Here is an 18403-nt window from a genome sequence, read left to right on the forward strand (position 1 = left end):
TCTTAGACAAGTTCGGCAGGCTCTCCCACTTGCTTAATGAATTTTTTCGTCCGTTCGTTCTGCGGATTGTCAAACAGCTCCTCCGGCGTTCCCTGTTCGATGATGCGTCCGTCCGCCATAAAAATAACTTTGTCGGCTACTTCACGCGCAAAAGCCATCTCATGCGTGACGATGATCATGGTTGTCTGTTTTTCGGCAATTGATTTGATGACTTGGAGCACCCCTGCTACAAGCTCAGGGTCAAGGGCTGAAGTCGGTTCATCCAGTAAAATCGCGTGAGGATCAACGGCCAAGGCTCTCGCAATCCCGATCCGCTGCTGCTGCCCGCCTGACATCGTAATCGGGTAGCTGTCCGCTTTGTGTTCTAAACCGACTTGCCGCAGCAGGTCCATACCGATCTGTTCCGCTTCTTTTTTCGGTTTCTTTTGCGCGGTGATCAGCGCCTCTGTCACATTTTGCAGGGCGGTTTTGTTTTTGAACAGGTTGTAATTCTGAAACACCATCGCCGTCTGCTGGCGAAGCTTGTGTACGTCTTTGCGCGAATAGGACGCTGCATTCAGCTTTGCATCGCCGATTTCAATGATGCCGTCATCCGGGCGCTCCAGCAGATTCAGACAGCGGAGGAGCGTTGATTTTCCCGAGCCTGACGGGCCGATGATGGCCGTGACTTCGCCGCTTTTGATCTCAAGATCGATCCCGTCAAGTACGGTAAGGTCTTTAAATGCTTTTCGAATATGTCTGACTTGTATCATCCTGAGCCTCCTCCTATGTGCGATAAGGCTTGCTGATCGCCCGTTCGAGCAGATCCTGCAGCACACTGTAAATAATCGTAAGAATCCAGTACATGACCGCGACGGCTAAATACGTCTCAAAATATTTGAGGTTGCCTGATGCGTACATTTTTCCTTGGGCGAACATCTCCATCACACCTAATGTAAAAGCGAGCGATGTTTCTTTTAACAGGCCGATAAACGTATTTCCCGTCGCGGGAAGCGCGTTTCTGACGGCTTGCGGGAAAATGATCCGTCTGTACGCCTGGGATTTTGTCATTCCGACAGACAGACAGGCTTCAAGCTGCCCCTCATCGACTGAGTTGAGCGCCGCGCGGAAGATTTCAGCCAGGTAGGCGGCATTTTTCAGGCTTAACCCGATAATCGCCGCAGTTAACGCCGTCATCTTGCTCATCCCGGGAAAGAGCTGAGGCAGGCCGTAATAAATTAAGAAAAGCTGCACGAGAGTCGGCACGCCCCGGAAAAATGAAATATACACCTTTGACAGCTGGTGAAGCACAGGAATACGATTTTTTGTGATAAGCGCTAATATAAGGCCGCCGATCACGGCAAATACCATGGCCGCGACGGCCATTAGTAATGTGATCGGCAAGGCTTCGATTAACGCGGGAAAAGCTGAAAACATAAATCCCCAATCAATGCTGTTCATTCTCGATTTTCACCGCCGTTTCTTATTGCTTTGCTTCCTTTGTGATATCTTCGTTAAAGTACTTTTCAGACAGCTTTTTCAGCGTGCCGTCTTTCCGCAGGTCTTCAATGGCTTTGTTTACTTTTTTGCGGATTTTATCGTGAGCCGCATCTTTCGCAAACGGGAAAGCGACTTTTTCATAGACAATCGGGTCTCCTGCTAATTTCAGAGGCAGACCGGTCTTTTTGATCTGGGCGATCAGGACGCTGCGGCTGTTTACATAGGCGTCAACCCGTCCGTAAGCCACGTCTTTCAGCGTGCCTTCTTGTGTTTCATATGTTTTTATGTTGATTTTTTTATCCGGGTCCTTGCTCTCAAGGTTTTTCGCGTGGTTTGAGCCCAGAACGGCCGCCACTGTTTTTCCTTTCAGATCATTGACTGATTTGATGTCTTTGTTATCGTTTTTGACGACGACTTGAGTGCCCGCATACGAATACGGTTCTGTGAAGTTATACGTTTTCTTGCGTTCGTCCGTGACAGCGACCTGGTTTGAAATGGTGTCGAGTTTGCCGGTCTGGAGCTCGCCCATCAGTCCGCTGAACTCAAGCAGCTTCCAGTCCAGTTTCATGTTGATTTTTTTCGCTACGGCTTCCATGACATCCACGTCAAAGCCTGTCAGCTTGCCGTTTTCTTTATATGCGAACGGATAGCTTTGTCCCGTGGCGCCGACATGCAGCACGTTATCGCCGCCTTCGCTTTCTTTTCCGTTTCCGCATGCTGTTAAGACCGCCAAAAGCGCGGCAGACAGCAGCAAAGCCCATGTTTTCTTCTTCATTGAAATCCCGCCTTTTCCTATTAAAATGTTAATCCTGCAATTGTTTTTTTAAATAGATGGTGATGTGGCCTTTTCCTAAATCCTTTTCGCCTGCGCGGACGTAGCCTTTCCGCTCGTACATGCCGATCAGCCACGGATGCTTGTCCGCTGTGCCCAGTGACACGAAAGGCGCTTTTAATGTATCGCGGAGCACTGTATTCTCCAGCCACTCCAGCATGTCTGAGCCCGTCCCTTTTTTTCCGGTTTCAGGATCGACGGCGAACCACCAAATATGAGGGACACCGTACGGCCCGGGATTCGGCCCCCACGGCATCCGCAGAGAAATCGTCGCCAGAATCCGTCCGTCTTCCTCCAAAACGTAACAGGCGTTTTTCTGTATGTTAGTTAATACGAGTTCTTTATCCGCCGTGGCAGCGGCAAAATTGATGCCGAGCTTGCGGATCGGTTCATACGCCCGCAGTGTCAGTGAAAGCAGCTCATCAGCGTCTGCCTCCGTTGCGAGCCGGTATTGTCTTGACATGATGAGCCCTCCTTTAGTCGGCATATCGGTTTGCCGGTTTTTCCAGTCCGAAATGTTCTCTGAGTGTGGTTCCTTCATACTCTTTTCTGAACACGCCCCGTTCTTGCAAAATCGGAATCACTTTGTCTACAAAAAGAGTGAGACCTTCAGGCAAAAGCGGCGGCATGATGTTGAAGCCGTCACAAGCTTGTTTTCCGACCCATTCTTCCATCTTATCGGCAAGCTGTTCAGGCGTTCCGACAAAGATATGATGGCCTCTTGAACCCGCCACATATTTGTACAGCTCGCGGATGGTCATGTTATCGCGTTTGGCCATCTCCTGAACGAGCTTGAACCGGCTTTTAACGGCATTCGACGCATCCGCATCCAATTCAGGCAGCGGGCCGTCAAGCGGGCAGGCGGAAAGGTCGACGCCGCCCAGATAGTTTTGCAGAATGTTCAGGCCGACAGACGGAATGATGAGATCTTGGAGCTCTTCATATTTTGCCTGCGCTTCTTCTTCGGTATCGGCGATAACGGGGAAGATCCCCGGCATGATCGCGATTTTTTCAGGATCACGGCCGAAAGAAGCCGCTTGTTCTTTAATAGATTGATAGAATTCCTGCGCGGACTCCAAATGATTTTGCGCGGTGAAAATGACCTCCGCCGTTTTGGCGGCCAGCGCTTTTCCGTCTCCTGATGATCCGGCCTGAATAATGACCGGGCGCCCTTGAGGTGTGCGGGCGACATTTAACGGCCCTCTCACGGAGAAATATGTTCCTTTATGGTTCAATTCATGCATTTTTTCTTTATCGAAAAATGCTCCTGACTCTTTGTCACGGATAAAGGCGTCTTCCTCCCACGAATCCCATAATCCTTTGACGACTTCAACGAATTCTTCCGCGCGCTGATATCTGAGATGGTGCTCAAGATGCTTTTCGCCGCTGAAATTAAGCGCGGTCGATTCAATCGAAGATGTGACGACATTCCAGCCCGCTCGGCCGTTGGAAAGATGATCAAGCGATGCAAATTGTCTCGCGATATGGAACGGTTCGCTGTATGTGGTAGACGCGGTCGCCGTCAGACCGATGCGGGATGTGACCTGAGCGAGCGCCGACAGCAGCGTAAACGGCTCAAAGCGCGTCAGCACATTCGGATGTGATTTGCCGTCTATTGATAAACTGTCCGCCAAAAACAGCATGTCCAATTTCCCCCGCTCAGCCGTTTTCGCCAGTTCTTTGAAATAATCCAAATTCATGCTCGCGTCCGCCGGTGCCTGAGGATGTCTCCAAGAAGCGACATGATGGCCGGTGCCCGCGAGAAACACACCGAGTTTGATTTCTTTTTTCTTTGTCATGATGGATCTCCTTCTATTCTGAAATACGGTTCGGAAAATATTAACACCACTAAACCTATATTTCCTAGTAATTTTATAAGAATAAATCAAAATGTACAATTGTCACGCAAGTTTGTCAATGCATTAAGACAAAAATCATGATTTTAAAAATAACCCGGCGCACCGTCCGGGTTATTTCTTCGAAACTGTATAGACGGTCCCTTTGACCTTTTTCTTAATAACGGCAATGATAAGCAGCAAAACGGGGAACAGCACTTGAAACGGAAGATGAATATAGATCGGCACAATGTTTAAGCCTTCATTCATGTGTTCCGAAAAATTGCTTGCGATGCTGATGGAGAGAATCAGCACCCCCAATCCGACCGGAAAGGCCAGCTGAGACGGATTTTTTTCTTTAAACAGCGTGGACACACCCACGACAACCGCATATGTAAAAAGGCTGACTTTGAAAAAACCGCCGATGACGAGCACGAGCATGAAAAAGACATCCAGCCGGTCTAAAAACTCTTCTACTTTAATCGTCTGTATGGTGCTCAGCAGCGGAAATTGAGAGCGGAGCATTAAGTTGACGTCCAGCACACAAATATTAATCGCCACTGACATCGCCAAAAACAGCCCGCTGATGATAATCGCCAGAAATCCGGTTTTCTTCACCTTTTTCCGATCTTTTAAATAAGGGAAAATCATGACAAACACGATTAATTCACCGAACGGGATGAACATCGTCTGTTTAAACACGGAATAAATGACCGTTCCTGCACCCTCCGCTAAAACGGGCTGGAGAAATCTGAGGTTTATCGTGCCTGAGCTGATAATGAGGATCAGCCCGACGGCTGTCAGAAAATACATAATGCCAAACAGCAGCTCGCCGGCTCTCGCTATCACTTCAATACCCTTTCTGACCGCAAATATCGCGGCGATCATCAGCATGGCATTCACAATTAAAAGCGGCGTGTCCTGGTAGGCGAAGGTGACAAGCATTTCGCCAAAATCCCGCAATACGCGGGCCGCGATATAAGAAAAATAGAGAATATAAAGAAGCGAGACCGCCCAGCTCAGATGTCTGCCGATCAGTTCGTTCATGTAATCTCTCGGAGAAGACTCAGGAAAAAATTGATACAGCGCCTGATAAACGTAGAAAAGTCCGAGACCGATAACGCACCCGAGAAGCACGGACAGCCATGCATCCCGCCCGGCCATCGTGCCTGGCGGAATCAATAACGAACTGCCCAATTCAAACAAAATGATCATAATAAACAGCTGACGCGTGCCGATTTTCGCATTTTCCATACGCTTCGCTCCTTTCTCCTCAAATCAATCATGCTCAAGCTTGTCTGAGAGAGGATTATTCCGCAAGCCCGTTCTTCTGATAATGACTTCCGTTTTGACATCTACGGGGAGATTGGGGAAATATTCTTCATCCCACTTCCCTTTGAACTTTTTCCATTTGTCCGGATGCTTCCGATAGATCAGGTCTCCGAAGCCGACGAAGTCATTCTTACGGGCTTTTATATCTTCAATTGATTTGGTGATATCTTTGTCAAGCTGCACGCTGAGCGCCTTTTGCATCGTCATCAGCACTTGCGGATCAGACAGATGGAAAGGGTATCTGACAGCGTCCACCAGCCCCTCGACCTGAGCATGCACGTGAATATGCGGTTTTCCGTTCGGAAAAGTGGCCGTCACCTTTGTATTCTGGCGGGTGACCTGCAGACTGATTGCGTGCTTCACATTCTTCCAATCCGCATTGATGAACGTATGCTTGATCCTATTGAGCAGCCATACAGCCCCCACACTGTCGTCATCCTCAATCCAGTAATCCAGCCTCCCATCCTTTTTGAACACCGCCAGTCCGTCCGCTGACAGCACTGCTTTCGGTTCAGTCGTCTGCGTATTTTCCATCGTAGGACCGGCTTTATCGTCTCCGTGCATTTCATAACCCGGAATAAACGGCGACCCGGCCGGAGAAGCGAGATCAATCAGAACGTCCTGAAGGCTGGTTTTAATGACTCTGCCGTATTGTTCCTGCGTGAAGCTGAGCGTCTTGTTCACTTTATTGGAAGGGATTTTATCAATCGGCGTCAGCACTTTAATAATGTCTTCAGCCTTGCAATTATGCGCGATCACCGCGGTTGCGGTCGTCCTGAATTCGGTGTCGCGGTCAAGATTGTCCAGAATAAAACTGAGCCCTTCCTCTTTCGCCAGCTTTTCACTGAACACCACGAGATTCGTATGCGCAAAATAGAGCCTTCTGGACACTTTCATCGAGCCTTTTCTCAAAGCTTCCGTCATATTGTCTCCGGACACCGAATAGACGGAAACCGGAGGCCGGTCTCCCGCTCCGCCGCCCTGCAGACCGCCGGCCACGTTTCCCGGATTGATAATTTGCAAGTGAAGGACGTATTTTCCCGTTTCGGTCCGGTCAATACCGATGGCGGAGATCACAGCCAAATCAGTCAGCTCCCTTTTATCCCAGCATCCGGATACAAACATAAGGGAAACCATCGTACAAAGGATAAGTATCCATTTACGTCTTTTCATTACCGTCGCCCTCTTCTACATCTTTATTAACCATCCCTCTGGATGTCTCCGGTTTCGGTCTTTGATGTTCCCCTTGGCGCCTGTTGTTTTCCTGCACGAGCAGTTCCGGCCTTTTTTCATCCGCCCATAACGGAGCGCGGAGGATGGAATCCTTCAGCCCGCCCGGGGTCAAAGGAGCGAGCGGGGACATATACGGAAAACCGAATGAACGCAGGCCGCACAGATGGACGAACATCATGATAATGCCCAGAATCAGCCCGTAAAATCCCATGACCGCCGCTGACAGAATAAAGAGAAACCGGATCAGCCGCGCGGATATCGCCATGTCAAAAGCCGGGGTCGCAAAGCTGGCAATCGCCGTCAGCGCGACGACGATAACCATGGCCGGGGAGACGATGCCGGCCTGTACGGCGGCCTGGCCGATGACAAGCGCTCCGACTATGGAAACGGCGGAGCCGACAACTCTCGGAAGCCGGACACCCGCCTCCCTGAGAATCTCAAAGGCCACTTCCATCGTCAGCGCTTCAATCACGGCCGGGAACGGCACCGTCTCCCGCTGAGCCGCGATGACAATCAGCAGCTGCGTCGGAATCATTTCCTGGTGAAAGGTCGTCGCCGCCACATAAATCCCCGGCGCCACCAGTGAAATGAAGAAAATCAAAACCCGCAGCACCCTGATGCTTGTGGCGATATCAAATCGTGAATAATAATCCTCAACGGATTGAAAAAATTGAATAAATAAGGCCGGCGCGATGAGAACGAACGGCGTTCCGTCCACGATAATCGCAAATCGTCCTTCCAGCAGATTCCCCGCCACGACGTCCGGCCGCTCCGTATGATATACGGTGGGGAACACAGAAAACGGCGCGTCTTCAATGAGCTGTTCAATGTAGCCGGATTCCAGAATGCTGTCGATGTCAATGTGCTTCAGCCGCTTGCGGACTTCCTTAATCAGCTTTTTATCGCAAATTCCGTTAATATACATCAGCGCGACATCCGTATTCGTTTCGTGTCCGATCTCCATTTTTTCAACCCATACATCAGGCGTTTTTACATACCTGCGGATCATGGAAATATTGGTTTGCAGAGATTCAGTGAATCCCTGGCGCGGGCCGCGGAAAGAGACCTGAGTGCTCGGCTCTTGAATGGACCGGTGCTCTCCCCCTTCCGTGCTGGCGATCAGCGCCTTGTCAGCCCCGTCGACAAAAATGAGCGTGCTGCCCGCCACCAGCCCGGCATAAAGGCTTTTCCATTTTTCTTCCTCTTTCACCCCGCCGATCGCAAGCGTTTTATCGTATATCAGGCAGACTGCTTGTTCCGGCTGAACGGACGGGATATCGATTAAATCCTCCAGAAGGGATTGGCTGACAAGCTGTTCGTCTACCAAACCGGCGATATACACGATTGCGGCCGGAAGCTCTTCTTTTCCGATTTTCAGGCGGCGGATGACGACATCGGCACTGTTGCCGAACCTCTCAGACAGCTTCTTCATATTTTGCTTTAAGCTGAGGGAGATCGGCTCATCCCGCTCTTTGTCCGGCTGGCTGTCCGCTTCTTTTCTGCCTTCATTGTCACGGTCGTTTTGATCGGCTTTTTTTTGTTTCCTCTGCTTAAAAAATGGCGGCATATCGCAAAAAACCTTTCCTCGTTTTTTTCATATTCTTCCTGTACGGCAAAAGATTATGCACGGCGGAAAGTCTGTATAAGTTCTGCGTAATCGAAAAGGATAAAAAGGGAGAGTGATGCGCATGAAAATATTGGGGGTTTCATTCTTTTTGCTGACTGCCTGTCTGATCATTTCAGTAACGGTGGATATGTTGCAAGGTTTCAGTTTCTATGGAGCGGTCCAAAACAACCTGTCCGCTTTTAAATTGACCACCTTCTCAGAATGGCTGATGCTGTTTTTATTCGCCCTCTTTTTAATCAGAGAAATGATCGCTTTATATAAATCAGGTAAAAAAGATGCCTGACAGGCGCAAGGCTGTATTGTGTCAAAAAAGAACACATTCCTCCTTCTCTCGGAGTTCATGTGTTCTTTTTATTTTTCCGGCGCAGATTGTTCTCAGATGACGATATTTCCGCTTTCCGTATCTGTCGCGTGCTTCACAATGACGCCTTTGATAATGCGGTTGCCGATGATTTTAGTACTTGCGGAGGAGCTGGTTTGGATGGCGGAAGCAGAAGCGGCGGAAAGGTTGTTGATGGTATTGCCCGAAACGAGGGAATTGGAGGCTCCGTTCAGATAGATGCCGATCGGGCTGCCCGCTGTTCGGTTGATCGTGAGCGTATTGTCTATGACTTCATGCGTGCCTGAGTTCAGATACACGGTAACGATAAGCGGTGATGATTCAAAGCGGTTGCTGATGACAGAGGTTCCCGAGGATGTTGAACTGAATACGGGATAGTTTTTATAGTTCTTAAAGAGATTGCCTTTGATGACAGCCCCGGCGTCATTTGTCACAGATACGGCATAGGACTCCGCGGCGCCCTGATACGCATTCGGAAGGAGCGTATTTCCTTCAATAACGGCATTTCCGCCTGTGACCCATATGCCCCGGCTGAACGATTTCAGCACATTTTGTTTTACAATGATACTGCCGGCCGACATGCTGATTCCGTCTGTCACCTGATTCAGAGTGTTATTCGTAAAGACGGCGTTCTCCGAAAGCGTCGCCCGCATCCCCGTGCTTCGTCTCGTTTCGGAACGTCCGTTTTCAATGACATTGCCGTCAACGGTCACATCTTCTGCCTGATAGACGGAAATGCCCGTATTTTCAAATTGATTAATTTTGTTGTGGGTGACGAGGACGCTTTTTCCCCTTACATCTATTCCGGTGGAAAACCCGGTAATCAGATTGTTGGAAATGACGGCACTGCTGCTGTCCTGTCCTTGTGACACACCTTGTCCGGCGACTGCGGTCCTTGAGCCGCCGTCTGACCGAAAGAAGACATTCCCCGTAATGACGGTATGCGCCCCATACCCGTAGCTGATTGTGTTATCGGAATGATTTCCTTCAATTAACACATTATATCCGTTAAAATTGGTGACTGAGCTTGCGGCGTTTCCGGAAAAGAAGTTGTTGCGGACCGTAATATGAAGAGCTTCTTCATAATCAATATCGCCTTCTCCGTACGATTCAATATCGATTCCGAATTTCGGAGCCGTTCCGTTCCCTTGCCCGGCGTCTTCAATCACGCATTCTTCCACCGTAACGGTATTGCAGCCGGTGATTGAAATGTTGTTCCGCCTTGACTGCCTGATCTCACAGCGGCGGATGGTCACCTGTTCTGAAGTTTCGTAATCACTGTTTGTTTTTAACCCGAGCGGGCTGACAATTATACCGTCTCCCGTAAAATCTGAAATCTTCACATTTTCGATCAGCACATTGCTGCTGCCTTCAATACAGATTCCAAACCCCCATTCATGGGTCGACCGCAAAGGGACATTGGTATACGTGTGTTCATCCCGTTCCCCGATGATCCGGCCGCCGGTGATGGTGACATTTTCACGCCTGCCTATATAGAAAGCCGAGTAGCCCCAGGAGCTGTTCGGCGCCACTTTAATCGTGCATTCCGGATCTAAAACGATGGTGAGATGGCTCGGCACGTTAATCCCGGCGTTCCGAAACGGCTGGCTTTTGTCCCCGCCAAGCGTGCCGTTGATTTTATACGTTCCGGGCGGAAAAAACACCGTATGACAGCCTTCGCTGACGGCTCTGGCCAAGCATTGGTTGATGGCGCCCGTCACATCGGTTTTTCCGTCTGCCGCCACACCGCAATCCGTAATATCCAATATACGATTCGGCAAGTGATAATCTCCTCCTTCCTCTCTTATTGTCATCTTATTCCGCCATATCCCGCTCCGCCTGTACATACTTTAAATTTTATTAAAAAAGTTTATAAAGATAGTTTAGTCAGATAATATAACAAAATAAGTCATTGGAATCAGGAAAATTCGTCTATATTCACCGTTTTAATATCTTTTCATTCTGGAATTTTTTGAATTCAGTATAAATTATATTGACACAAGTATTATATAAGAATATGATTTTTGTAATACACTTTTTTAAGAAAGGGTTGGCTCAGGTGGCATCTATTGATAAGGAATCTATAACAGAAACTGTGCCGCAACGAGGCTTTTTCGGTCATCCCCGCGGCTTGTTCACACTGTTTTTTACCGAATTTTGGGAGCGTTTCTCCTACTATGGTATGAGAGCCATATTGCTTTACTATTTATACACGGAAGTCGCTCATGGCGGTCTCGGCTTTGATAAAACGACCGCAGTTGCCATCATGTCCATATACGGATCTCTCGTATATATGTCGAGCGTCATCGGCGGATGGCTGGCCGACCGGGTATTCGGCACGGCAAACACCGTATTTTACGGCGGAATTTTAATTATGTTCGGGCACATCGCTCTTGCCTTCCCCGGCAGCACGGCGGCGTTTTTTACCAGCATGGCTCTGATCATTATCGGAACCGGCCTGCTTAAACCAAACGTATCCAGCGTTGTCGGAGATTTATATACGAAGGAAGACGAGCGCCGCGACTCAGGTTTCAGCATCTTTTACATGGGGATCAACCTCGGCGGATTGCTTGCGCCGCTAATTGTCGGAACACTCGGACAGAAGTACAACTACCACTTAGGCTTCGGATGCGCCGCGGCCGGTATGTTCCTCGGACTGATTGTTTTCGCTCTAACGAGAAAGAAATACCTCGGCAAAGCAGGCTCCAATGTACCGAATCCGATTTCTAAATCATCAGTGATCGGCACGGGAATCGGAGTGGTCATCGCAGCAGCCGTTATCATCGTTCTGATCCAAACCGGCTGGCTGACGATCCAGCGTGTGATTGACACCGTCAGTATCCTCGGCATTGTCATTCCGGTTATTTACTTTATCGTGATGTTCACAAGCAAAAAAGCGACGAAAACGGAAAAATCACGGCTTGCGGCTTATGTTCCGCTGTTTGTTGCAGCGGCAATGTTCTGGGCGATTCAGGAGCAGGGCGCGACGATTCTAGCTTTATATGCGGATCAGCGCACGAGACTTTCCTTTGCGGGCATGCATCTTGAGTCTTCATGGTTCCAGTCTCTGAACCCGTTATTCATCGTTATTTTCGCGCCGGTGTTCGCGTGGATCTGGATGAAGCTCGGCAAACGCCAGCCTTCAACACCGATTAAATTCGCGATCGGCATTATCCTTGCCGGATTATCATTTTTAGTCATGGTGCTTCCGGTTATGGGCGGAAGCGGCGAGCTTGTGAGCCCGCTTTGGCTTGTGCTCAGCTTCCTTTTGGTTGTGCTTGGTGAGCTTTGCCTTTCACCGGTCGGTTTATCCGTCACAACGAAACTTGCGCCTGCAGCTTTCTCAGCGCAGACGATGAGTATGTGGTTTTTAACAAACGCCTGTGGTCAAGCCCTGAACGCAAAAGTAGTCGGTTTGTTTGATAAGATTTCTGAAGCGGCCTACTTCGGCTCAATCGGTCTTGTTTCGATCATTCTCGGTATTATTTTAATTCTTCTGTCTCCCGTCATTAAACGGGCGATGAAAGGCGTACAATAAAAGAGAAGCCTGCGGAATCGTCCGCAGGCTTTTTTTGTGCGTCTATCGTTTTAACTCCTCAAGTGTTTCTCTCCATCTCTTCAGGACATCTTCCGGTTCGTGGAGCTGGATGGCCGGTCCTGATGTCAGATCCGCGTATTTCGCCCGATCTTCCTTGACGGTGATCACGCGGCAGCTGAACCGTTCCCGCTCGTGTTTCGCCTCTTTCAGCGGCGGAAGCGCCTTACATTCCAATGTGACGTAATATGCGGCTCCTCCGTGCCAGGCGATGAAAAGAGCTTGTCCCGAATGCAGAAGGCTTTTTACGGTCGTCGTGTTTTTCCATAAGGCGAGCCGGAGATTTGTTCTGCTCACGGCCGCGATTTCACCGGCGCTGATCATGGCCGCGTGCGGACGGCCTTCTTTTGTCACGGATTGGAGCACAAATGCGTCGTGCTGCTTTTTTTCAAGCTCCGTTCCGTCTAAAAGCGTGTAAAGCGCCTCCGGCAAGTGCTCCGTCAGCATTACGCTTTTCTTTCCGGGACAGCGGGAACATGTGTGGCCGTCTCTGTTTCTTTCGGATCGATTTTAAATGCCGGGTTGAATGCCGCCGGATTCGTGATGCTTTCCGGTTCACAGGATCTCCATGTAAAAAAGCAGGTTTGGCATTGGTATATTTCCCAAGCGCCTTTGACCGGCGATTGGCTGACGGTTTCTCCTTTTTGCGATTCACAGCGCGGGCATGTTTTCATAGTAAACTCATCCTTTCTTATTGATTCATTAAGTCCATCAGTTTTTGTTCCCACTCTTTCGTTGTCAGCGGGGAATCAAGCGGCTGCGAATAATGGCCTCTTGTTTCCGGCGCGACAGGCGTCGTGGCGTCAAGAATCATTTTGTGTGTCATCCCTGCCGGATCAGACCCCGGGTCAAGCGGAAGGACGGACAGATCAGGAATGATGACTGCATCGTGTTTCGGATGCATTTTCGTTGAGAGCGCCCACATGACTTGCGGCAGGTTAAACGGATCGACATCCTCATCCACGACAATGACCATTTTGCAGTAGCCGAGTCCGTGCGGCGTCGTCAGGGCGCGCATGCCGACGGCCTTGGCAAATCCGCCGTAGCGCGTTTTCGTGGAGATAATGGCGATCAGCCCGTGCGTATACATCGCATTCACGGCGACGATTTCGTTCGGATAGGCTTCCTTCAGCTGCTGGTAAAGCGGCACGCACGTATTAATGCCGATCATATAATCGCACTCCGTCCACGGCATGCCTAAGTATAAATGTTCAAAAATCGGATTGTTTCTATGATATACCCGTTTGATTTTGATCACCGGCATGCTGCGGCCGCCTGAATAATGGCCCGTGAACTCACCGAAAGGTCCTTCGTATTCCCGTTCTCCCGCAAGGATCTCTCCTTCCAGAACGACTTCAGCGCCCCAAGGGATGTCTAAATCAGACAATTTAGATTTAACGATTCTGTAGGGCTCCCCTTGAATCGCGCCGGCCATTTCATACTCGGATTGATCGTATAACAGCGGAGTTGATGCAGCCGTCGTAATCACCGGCTCACAGCCGAGCGCGATCGTAACGGGAAGATTCACGCCGCGTTCTTCAGCTTGGCGAAGATGAATCGCAATATCATGCTGAGGCACGGGCTGAATGCCGAGGCGGTCTTTTCCCTTTACCTGCATTCTGTAAATACCGACATTCTGCTTGCCGAAATTGTCCGGATCTTCAAGATCGCGGGAAATGACGCACGCTTTATCCAAATAGTAGCCGCCGTCCCCCTGGTTGATTCTGAATAGCGGAAGGATGTCAAATAGATTGATATCTTCCGTTATTTCATTTTCATGAAACGGCGCGGTTTCTTCCCGTTTGACCGGCACCGGAAATGCATCGTACCGTTTGGCAAACTCAAAGAATTGTTCTTTAACAGGCGTATCTTTCGGCATGCCGAGCATCATCGCGTGATTCGGCCACGAGCCGATGACATTCAGAGCCACCTGCGCATCGTGATGTCCGTAAATATTGTTAAACAAAAGCGCAGGGGTTTTATCCCCGAGATTGCTGGCTGCACGCGCGGCGGCGCCCAGGTCCGGCTCCGGTTTTACCTCTTCGTTGACGGTTAAGAGCTGCCCTTCTTTTTCAAGAGCGGCGAGAAATTCCCTAAAATCCTGATAGGCCATTACCAGATTCCTCCTTTTTGTTTTTCAATTCCGTACCACCGTTTCGCTTCCGGCAGACGGATGCCAAACTGATCGAGCGTCCGGAACACAATATGGTCTATCAATTCATCCATGTCAGCCGGCTTGTTATAGAATGCCGGCATCGGCGGAAGAATGACGGAACCCATTTTTGTAAGCGCTAGCATATTTTCTAAATGGATTTGGCTGAGCGGCGTTTCTCTTGTCAGCAGCACAAGTTTTTTCCGCTCCTTCAGGATGACGTCAGCCGCCCTTGTCAGCAGATTGTCAGCCATTCCGGTGCGGATGCTTGCCAGTGATTTCATGCTGCACGGAGCGATGATCATCCCGTCCGTTTCAAACGAGCCGCTTGAAATCGCCGCTGCCTGGTCTTTGTGAGAATACGTATAGGATGCGAGTTTCTCGACATCTTTTAACGTATAATCGGTTTCATGTGTAATGGTGACATTTGCCCAAGGAGACACGACAAGATGGGTTTCAATCTCCGCGGCTTTTAAATATTCTAAAAGCCTGATCCCGAATATGGCTCCCGTTGCCCCGGTCATTCCGATGACGAGCTTCATATTGACCCCTCCTTTACGCTTGAAATGTGGTGTCAAATCCATCATACTCCTGATATATCCATATGAAAAATATTCGTTAAATCTATGTATCATACCTTAAAGGTATAAAAGAAAGGAGCGAGCGTTCTCATGGATATTCGGCAATTGCGTTATTTCATCACCATTGCCCAAGAGCAGAAAATCACGACGGCCGCCAAAAAGCTCCATATGGCACAGCCGCCTTTGAGCCGACAGTTGAAACAGCTCGAAGAAGAATTGGGCGTCATTCTGTTTGACCGCAATAAAAAGAAACAAATGACCCTCACATATGAAGGAAACGTCTTTTTGAAAAGAGCGAAAGAGATTCTTCATAAGTTTGAGGACGCTATAATCGAGGTACAAGAGCTGAAGGAGGAGGTGGCCGGGACACTTGCCGTCGGGTCAACCATTTACTGCGCAGCGCTCATGCTTGAGAAAGTGTCACAGATGAAAGAGCGGTTTCCGCATCTCACCTTTAACATTTGGGAAGATGAACCCGTCTCACTGCTCGAGCTTCTGGAAACCCGGCAGATTGACGCCGCCGTCACCACCACCTTGATTAAAAACGACGGCATTGAATCGAAGGAGCTTGAAGACATTCCGTGTGTATTGGTGCTGTCCGAGCATTCAAAACGACTGTGCGGAGAAACGATTAAACTGAATGACATCGCCTCTTTGCCTCTGATCCTTTTGCGCACCGTCAATGGAAGAGGTGTGTATGACCAAGTCCTCCAAGTTTGTGAACAGTACGGTCTCGACCTCCAGGTTGTTTGTGAATGCCATGACTCCGCGACGCTCTTGAGCCTTGTATCATCAGGATTCGGCGCCACAATTCTGCCTTTGACGATGATTCCCGTCCATATGCGCTCGCATGTCAAAACGGTTATCATCGAAGACAACCCGTTTGTCATGACACCGGCCGTCATCTGGAGAAAAGACAGCTACCTGCCGAAGCCTGTCAGACAGTTTTTGGAATTATTTTGATCCGGAACACGATGAATTCCCGCTTATGAAAACCAATTACTTGACTCATACTAAAAAAAAGTTATCCTTTACAATTGGGAGCTATTTTTTCTCAATAAAACTACTCAGAAAAGTGGGGAATAAAGAAGATGAAAAAAGCATTATTCGCTTTGTTCATGATGGTCAGCATCGCAATGCTTGCAGCCTGCGGAAACTCACAGGACGGCGGATCTAAGTCAAAAGACGGCGATCTTTGGGCTTCTGTCAAGAAAAAAGGCGTACTGACCGTCGGTACAGAAGGAACGTACGAACCGTTTACCTTCCATGATAAAAAGACTGACAAACTGACCGGATATGATGTTGAAGTGATTCAAGAAGTCGCGAAACGCCTCGGTCTGAAAGCTGACTTTAAAGAAACACAATGGGACAGCATGTTTGCCGGTTTAAACGCGAAACGGTTTGACGTCGTCGCCAACCAAGTCGGCAAAACAGGCCGTGAGAACCAATATGATTTTTCTGATAAATACACAACGTCAAATGCAGTCGTCGTGACGAAAAAAGACAGCACGATTGCGAAAGAGGCTGATGTCAAAGGAAAAACAGCGGCTCAGTCATTAACAAGCAATTACAATAAATTAGCGAAAGAAGCCGGCGCGAAAATTGAAGGCGTTGAAGGCATGGCGCAATCCCTTCAGCTCATTCAGCAGGGCCGCGCTGATCTGACTTACAACGATAAGCTTGCCGTACTGAACTACTTAAAAACGTCCGGCAATAAAAACGTGAAAATCGCGTTTGAAGCAGGCCAGCCGCAGCAGACATATTTCGCATTCCGAAAAGGAAGCGGCGAACTTGTGACTCACGTCAACAAAGCGTTAAAAGAAATGAAAGAGGACGGGACTCTTTCTAAAATAGCGAAAAAATGGTTCGGCGAAGATGTTTCTAAGTAACATGCCGGAACCCGTGATTGCAACAGCCATTCCGTGGGATTTGGTGCAGCAGTCATTCTGGCCGATTCTTTCCGGGGGAATCTATTACTCGATTCCCCTTACCATTCTTTCCTTTATTTTCGGAATGATCATCGCGCTGATTACGGCGCTCGCCAGAATGTCAAATATGAAACCATTGAGATGGGTGTTCAGCGTATACGTATCAGCGGTGCGCGGCACTCCTCTTCTCGTTCAATTGTTCATCATTTTTTATCTGTTCCCGACATTTAATATTACGCTGGACCCTTTCCCAAGCGCAGTCATCGCGTTTTCATTAAACGTGGGCGCCTATGCTTCTGAAATCATCCGGGCATCTATTTCATCCGTGCCGAAAGGGCAATGGGAAGCCGGTTATACGATCGGCATGACCTATCGCAAGACATTGTTCCGCGTGATCCTGCCGCAGGCGTTTCGCGTGTCCATTCCGCCATTATCAAATACATTTATCAGCCTGATCAAGGATACATCTCTCGCGTCACAGATTCTCGTCGCGGAGCTGTTCAGAAAAGCGCAGGAAATCGGCGCGCAAAACCTTGATCAAATCTTGGTCATCTATATTGAAGCCGCCTTTATTTATTGGATCATCTGCTTCTTGCTGTCAATCGTACAGCATGTGATCGAACGGCGTCTCGACCGTTATGTGGCCAAATAAGGAGGTTTCGATATGCTTTCCGTCAAAGGATTAAATAAATCATTCGGACAGAATGAAATTTTAAAAAAGATAGATATGGAGATAGACAAAGGGAAAGTCATCGCCATTCTGGGACCGTCCGGTTCAGGAAAAACGACGCTTCTGCGCTGTCTGAACGCGCTTGAGATCCCCAATCGCGGCGAGCTGGCATTCTCCGATTTTTCAATAGATTTCTCCAAAAAAGTGAAGCAGGCTGATATTCTCCGCCTCCGCCGCAAATCAGGCATGGTCTTTCAGGCGTATCATCTGTTTCCTCACCGCACGGCGCTTGAAAACGTCATGGAAGGACCCGTTCAAGTGCAAAAGCGCGACAAGGAGCAAGTCAGAAAAGAAGCGATAGAGCTTCTGGAAAAAGTCGGACTGAAAGACAAAATGAATTTATATCCGTTCCAGCTTTCCGGCGGTCAGCAGCAGCGGGTCGGCATCGCCCGCGCGCTTGCGATTCAGCCCGAGCTGATGCTGTTTGACGAACCGACGTCAGCACTTGATCCGGAGCTGGTCGGCGAGGTGCTCAAAGTGATTAAGGATCTGGCGAACGAAGGCTGGACGATGGTCGTCGTCACCCATGAAATCAAATTCGCGCAGGAAGTGGCCGATGAAGTCATCTTCATTGACGGCGGCGTCATTGTGGAACAAGGACCGCCGGCCCAGATTTTTTCCGCGCCGAAAGAAGAACGCACGCAGCGGTTTTTAAATCGTATACTGAATCCTTTGTAGGAGAAGAAGCGAAACACTGATTTCGCTTCTTCTTTTTTTGGGCGGTTATGCTACAATGACA

General features: G+C 49.0%; 19 protein-coding genes. 6 read left to right on the top strand and 13 right to left on the bottom strand.

Translation table 11 applies throughout. The features are described 5' to 3' along the window. Positions 1 to 2: 2 nt before the first annotated feature. The 8 genes from AC2CGA_RS15860 to gerKA all read right to left on the bottom strand — a co-directional run bounded on the left by AC2CGA_RS15860 (position 3) and on the right by gerKA (position 8278). Positions 3 to 752: an amino acid ABC transporter ATP-binding protein gene (locus tag AC2CGA_RS15860; RefSeq protein WP_003156349.1), complete on the bottom strand. Its 750-nt coding sequence runs from the start codon at positions 750 to 752 to the stop codon at positions 3 to 5. A gap of 13 nt (positions 753 to 765) precedes the next feature. After that, positions 766 to 1440 carry an amino acid ABC transporter permease gene (locus AC2CGA_RS15865; protein ID WP_003156350.1) on the bottom strand — a complete coding sequence of 225 codons (675 nt, stop codon included), beginning with the start codon at positions 1438 to 1440 and terminating at the stop codon, positions 766 to 768. A gap of 22 nt (positions 1441 to 1462) precedes the next feature. Continuing rightward, positions 1463 to 2254, bottom strand: a complete 792-nt coding sequence (locus tag AC2CGA_RS15870; RefSeq protein ID WP_014304333.1) for an amino acid ABC transporter substrate-binding protein — start codon at positions 2252 to 2254, stop codon at positions 1463 to 1465. A gap of 28 nt (positions 2255 to 2282) precedes the next feature. Continuing rightward, entirely contained in the window at positions 2283 to 2774 is a 492-nt protein-coding gene (locus AC2CGA_RS15875; protein ID WP_015388710.1) for a GNAT family N-acetyltransferase, read from the bottom strand. A 13-nt stretch (positions 2775 to 2787) separates the two neighbouring features. Beyond that, positions 2788 to 4113 (bottom strand): LLM class flavin-dependent oxidoreductase, encoded by a 1326-nt coding sequence (locus AC2CGA_RS15880; RefSeq protein ID WP_088005478.1) that lies wholly within the window; start codon positions 4111 to 4113, stop codon positions 2788 to 2790. A 168-nt stretch (positions 4114 to 4281) separates the two neighbouring features. Continuing rightward, the gene (gene gerKB / locus AC2CGA_RS15885) at positions 4282 to 5400 is read right to left on the bottom strand and encodes an endospore germination permease GerKB (RefSeq protein ID WP_003156357.1); all 1119 of its coding nucleotides are present in this window, start codon (positions 5398 to 5400) and stop codon (positions 4282 to 4284) included. 24 nt (positions 5401 to 5424) lie between these two features. Then, entirely contained in the window at positions 5425 to 6651 is a 1227-nt protein-coding gene (locus AC2CGA_RS15890; protein WP_003156359.1) for a Ger(x)C family spore germination protein, read from the bottom strand. Continuing rightward, complete coding sequence (gene gerKA / locus AC2CGA_RS15895; RefSeq protein ID WP_003156360.1) at positions 6638 to 8278, bottom strand: spore germination protein GerKA; 1641 nt, start codon at positions 8276 to 8278, stop codon at positions 6638 to 6640. The genes AC2CGA_RS15890 and gerKA overlap by 14 nt, the downstream gene beginning before the upstream one ends. Before the next feature lie 121 nt (positions 8279 to 8399). Between gerKA and AC2CGA_RS15900 the strand changes: the two genes are divergently transcribed. Beyond that, positions 8400 to 8621: a YczF family membrane protein gene (locus tag AC2CGA_RS15900; protein ID WP_003156362.1), complete on the top strand. Its 222-nt coding sequence runs from the start codon at positions 8400 to 8402 to the stop codon at positions 8619 to 8621. A 92-nt stretch (positions 8622 to 8713) separates the two neighbouring features. Here the strand turns inward: AC2CGA_RS15900 and AC2CGA_RS15905 are convergent, their stop codons facing one another. Further along, on the bottom strand, positions 8714 to 10459 hold the full coding sequence (locus AC2CGA_RS15905) for a right-handed parallel beta-helix repeat-containing protein (protein ID WP_014304331.1): 1746 nt from the start codon (positions 10457 to 10459) through the stop codon (positions 8714 to 8716). A gap of 278 nt (positions 10460 to 10737) precedes the next feature. On the opposite strand from AC2CGA_RS15905, the gene AC2CGA_RS15910 reads away from it, so the two are divergent. After that, complete coding sequence (locus tag AC2CGA_RS15910) at positions 10738 to 12216, top strand: peptide MFS transporter (RefSeq protein ID WP_043866830.1); 1479 nt, start codon at positions 10738 to 10740, stop codon at positions 12214 to 12216. 42 nt (positions 12217 to 12258) lie between these two features. Here the strand turns inward: AC2CGA_RS15910 and AC2CGA_RS15915 are convergent, their stop codons facing one another. From AC2CGA_RS15915 to AC2CGA_RS15930, 4 genes are read right to left on the bottom strand one after another with little or no spacing between them, the layout of a single operon-like run. Beyond that, positions 12259 to 12720: a hypothetical protein gene (locus AC2CGA_RS15915; protein ID WP_014304330.1), complete on the bottom strand. Its 462-nt coding sequence runs from the start codon at positions 12718 to 12720 to the stop codon at positions 12259 to 12261. Beyond that, positions 12720 to 12947, bottom strand: coding sequence for a non-oxidative hydroxyarylic acid decarboxylases subunit D (locus tag AC2CGA_RS15920; protein WP_003156368.1), 228 nt, complete (start codon positions 12945 to 12947; stop codon positions 12720 to 12722). The genes AC2CGA_RS15915 and AC2CGA_RS15920 overlap by 1 nt, the downstream gene beginning before the upstream one ends. A gap of 17 nt (positions 12948 to 12964) precedes the next feature. Beyond that, positions 12965 to 14386, bottom strand: a complete 1422-nt coding sequence (gene bsdC / locus AC2CGA_RS15925) for a phenolic acid decarboxylase BsdC (RefSeq protein WP_003156369.1) — start codon at positions 14384 to 14386, stop codon at positions 12965 to 12967. After that, the gene (locus tag AC2CGA_RS15930; protein WP_152514784.1) at positions 14386 to 15003 is read right to left on the bottom strand and encodes a non-oxidative hydroxyarylic acid decarboxylases subunit B; all 618 of its coding nucleotides are present in this window, start codon (positions 15001 to 15003) and stop codon (positions 14386 to 14388) included. Before AC2CGA_RS15930 ends, bsdC begins: the two co-directional genes overlap by 1 nt. Before the next feature lie 93 nt (positions 15004 to 15096). Here AC2CGA_RS15930 and bsdA point away from each other — a divergent pair, with 93 nt between their 5' ends. From bsdA to tcyC, 4 genes are all read left to right on the top strand, one after another. Continuing rightward, the gene (bsdA, locus tag AC2CGA_RS15935) at positions 15097 to 15969 is read left to right on the top strand and encodes a transcriptional regulator BsdA (protein WP_003156371.1); all 873 of its coding nucleotides are present in this window, start codon (positions 15097 to 15099) and stop codon (positions 15967 to 15969) included. A 128-nt stretch (positions 15970 to 16097) separates the two neighbouring features. Further along, complete coding sequence (gene tcyA / locus AC2CGA_RS15940) at positions 16098 to 16895, top strand: cystine ABC transporter substrate-binding lipoprotein TcyA (protein ID WP_024084878.1); 798 nt, start codon at positions 16098 to 16100, stop codon at positions 16893 to 16895. Further along, a complete protein-coding gene (locus AC2CGA_RS15945; RefSeq protein WP_003156375.1) occupies positions 16882 to 17586 on the top strand; it encodes an amino acid ABC transporter permease in 705 nt (234 codons plus the stop codon). The genes tcyA and AC2CGA_RS15945 overlap by 14 nt, the downstream gene beginning before the upstream one ends. A 12-nt stretch (positions 17587 to 17598) precedes the next feature. Beyond that, positions 17599 to 18342 carry a cystine ABC transporter ATP-binding protein TcyC gene (tcyC, locus tag AC2CGA_RS15950; protein ID WP_484480227.1) on the top strand — a complete coding sequence of 248 codons (744 nt, stop codon included), beginning with the start codon at positions 17599 to 17601 and terminating at the stop codon, positions 18340 to 18342. Positions 18343 to 18403 lie beyond the last annotated feature (61 nt).

The sequence above is a fragment of the Bacillus sp. SYZHCR11 genome, assembly GCF_057196865.1.

What these genes read in the sequence shown, in the direction of transcription:
- AC2CGA_RS15860 (WP_003156349.1), bottom strand. Translation starts at nt 752, where the DNA reads ATGATACAAGTCAGACATATTCGAAAAGCATTTAAAGACCTTACCGTA.
- AC2CGA_RS15865 (WP_003156350.1), bottom strand. Translation starts at nt 1,440, where the DNA reads ATGAACAGCATTGATTGGGGATTTATGTTTTCAGCTTTTCCCGCGTTA.
- AC2CGA_RS15870 (WP_014304333.1), bottom strand. Translation starts at nt 2,254, where the DNA reads ATGAAGAAGAAAACATGGGCTTTGCTGCTGTCTGCCGCGCTTTTGGCG.
- AC2CGA_RS15875 (WP_015388710.1), bottom strand. Translation starts at nt 2,774, where the DNA reads ATGTCAAGACAATACCGGCTCGCAACGGAGGCAGACGCTGATGAGCTG.
- gerKB (WP_003156357.1), bottom strand. Translation starts at nt 5,400, where the DNA reads ATGGAAAATGCGAAAATCGGCACGCGTCAGCTGTTTATTATGATCATT.
- AC2CGA_RS15890 (WP_003156359.1), bottom strand. Translation starts at nt 6,651, where the DNA reads ATGAAAAGACGTAAATGGATACTTATCCTTTGTACGATGGTTTCCCTT.
- gerKA (WP_003156360.1), bottom strand. Translation starts at nt 8,278, where the DNA reads ATGCCGCCATTTTTTAAGCAGAGGAAACAAAAAAAAGCCGATCAAAAC.
- AC2CGA_RS15900 (WP_003156362.1), top strand. Translation starts at nt 8,400, where the DNA reads ATGAAAATATTGGGGGTTTCATTCTTTTTGCTGACTGCCTGTCTGATC.
- AC2CGA_RS15915 (WP_014304330.1), bottom strand. Translation starts at nt 12,720, where the DNA reads ATGCTGACGGAGCACTTGCCGGAGGCGCTTTACACGCTTTTAGACGGA.
- AC2CGA_RS15920 (WP_003156368.1), bottom strand. Translation starts at nt 12,947, where the DNA reads ATGAAAACATGCCCGCGCTGTGAATCGCAAAAAGGAGAAACCGTCAGC.
- bsdC (WP_003156369.1), bottom strand. Translation starts at nt 14,386, where the DNA reads ATGGCCTATCAGGATTTTAGGGAATTTCTCGCCGCTCTTGAAAAAGAA.
- bsdA (WP_003156371.1), top strand. Translation starts at nt 15,097, where the DNA reads ATGGATATTCGGCAATTGCGTTATTTCATCACCATTGCCCAAGAGCAG.
- tcyA (WP_024084878.1), top strand. Translation starts at nt 16,098, where the DNA reads ATGAAAAAAGCATTATTCGCTTTGTTCATGATGGTCAGCATCGCAATG.
- AC2CGA_RS15945 (WP_003156375.1), top strand. Translation starts at nt 16,882, where the DNA reads ATGTTTCTAAGTAACATGCCGGAACCCGTGATTGCAACAGCCATTCCG.
- tcyC (WP_484480227.1), top strand. Translation starts at nt 17,599, where the DNA reads ATGCTTTCCGTCAAAGGATTAAATAAATCATTCGGACAGAATGAAATT.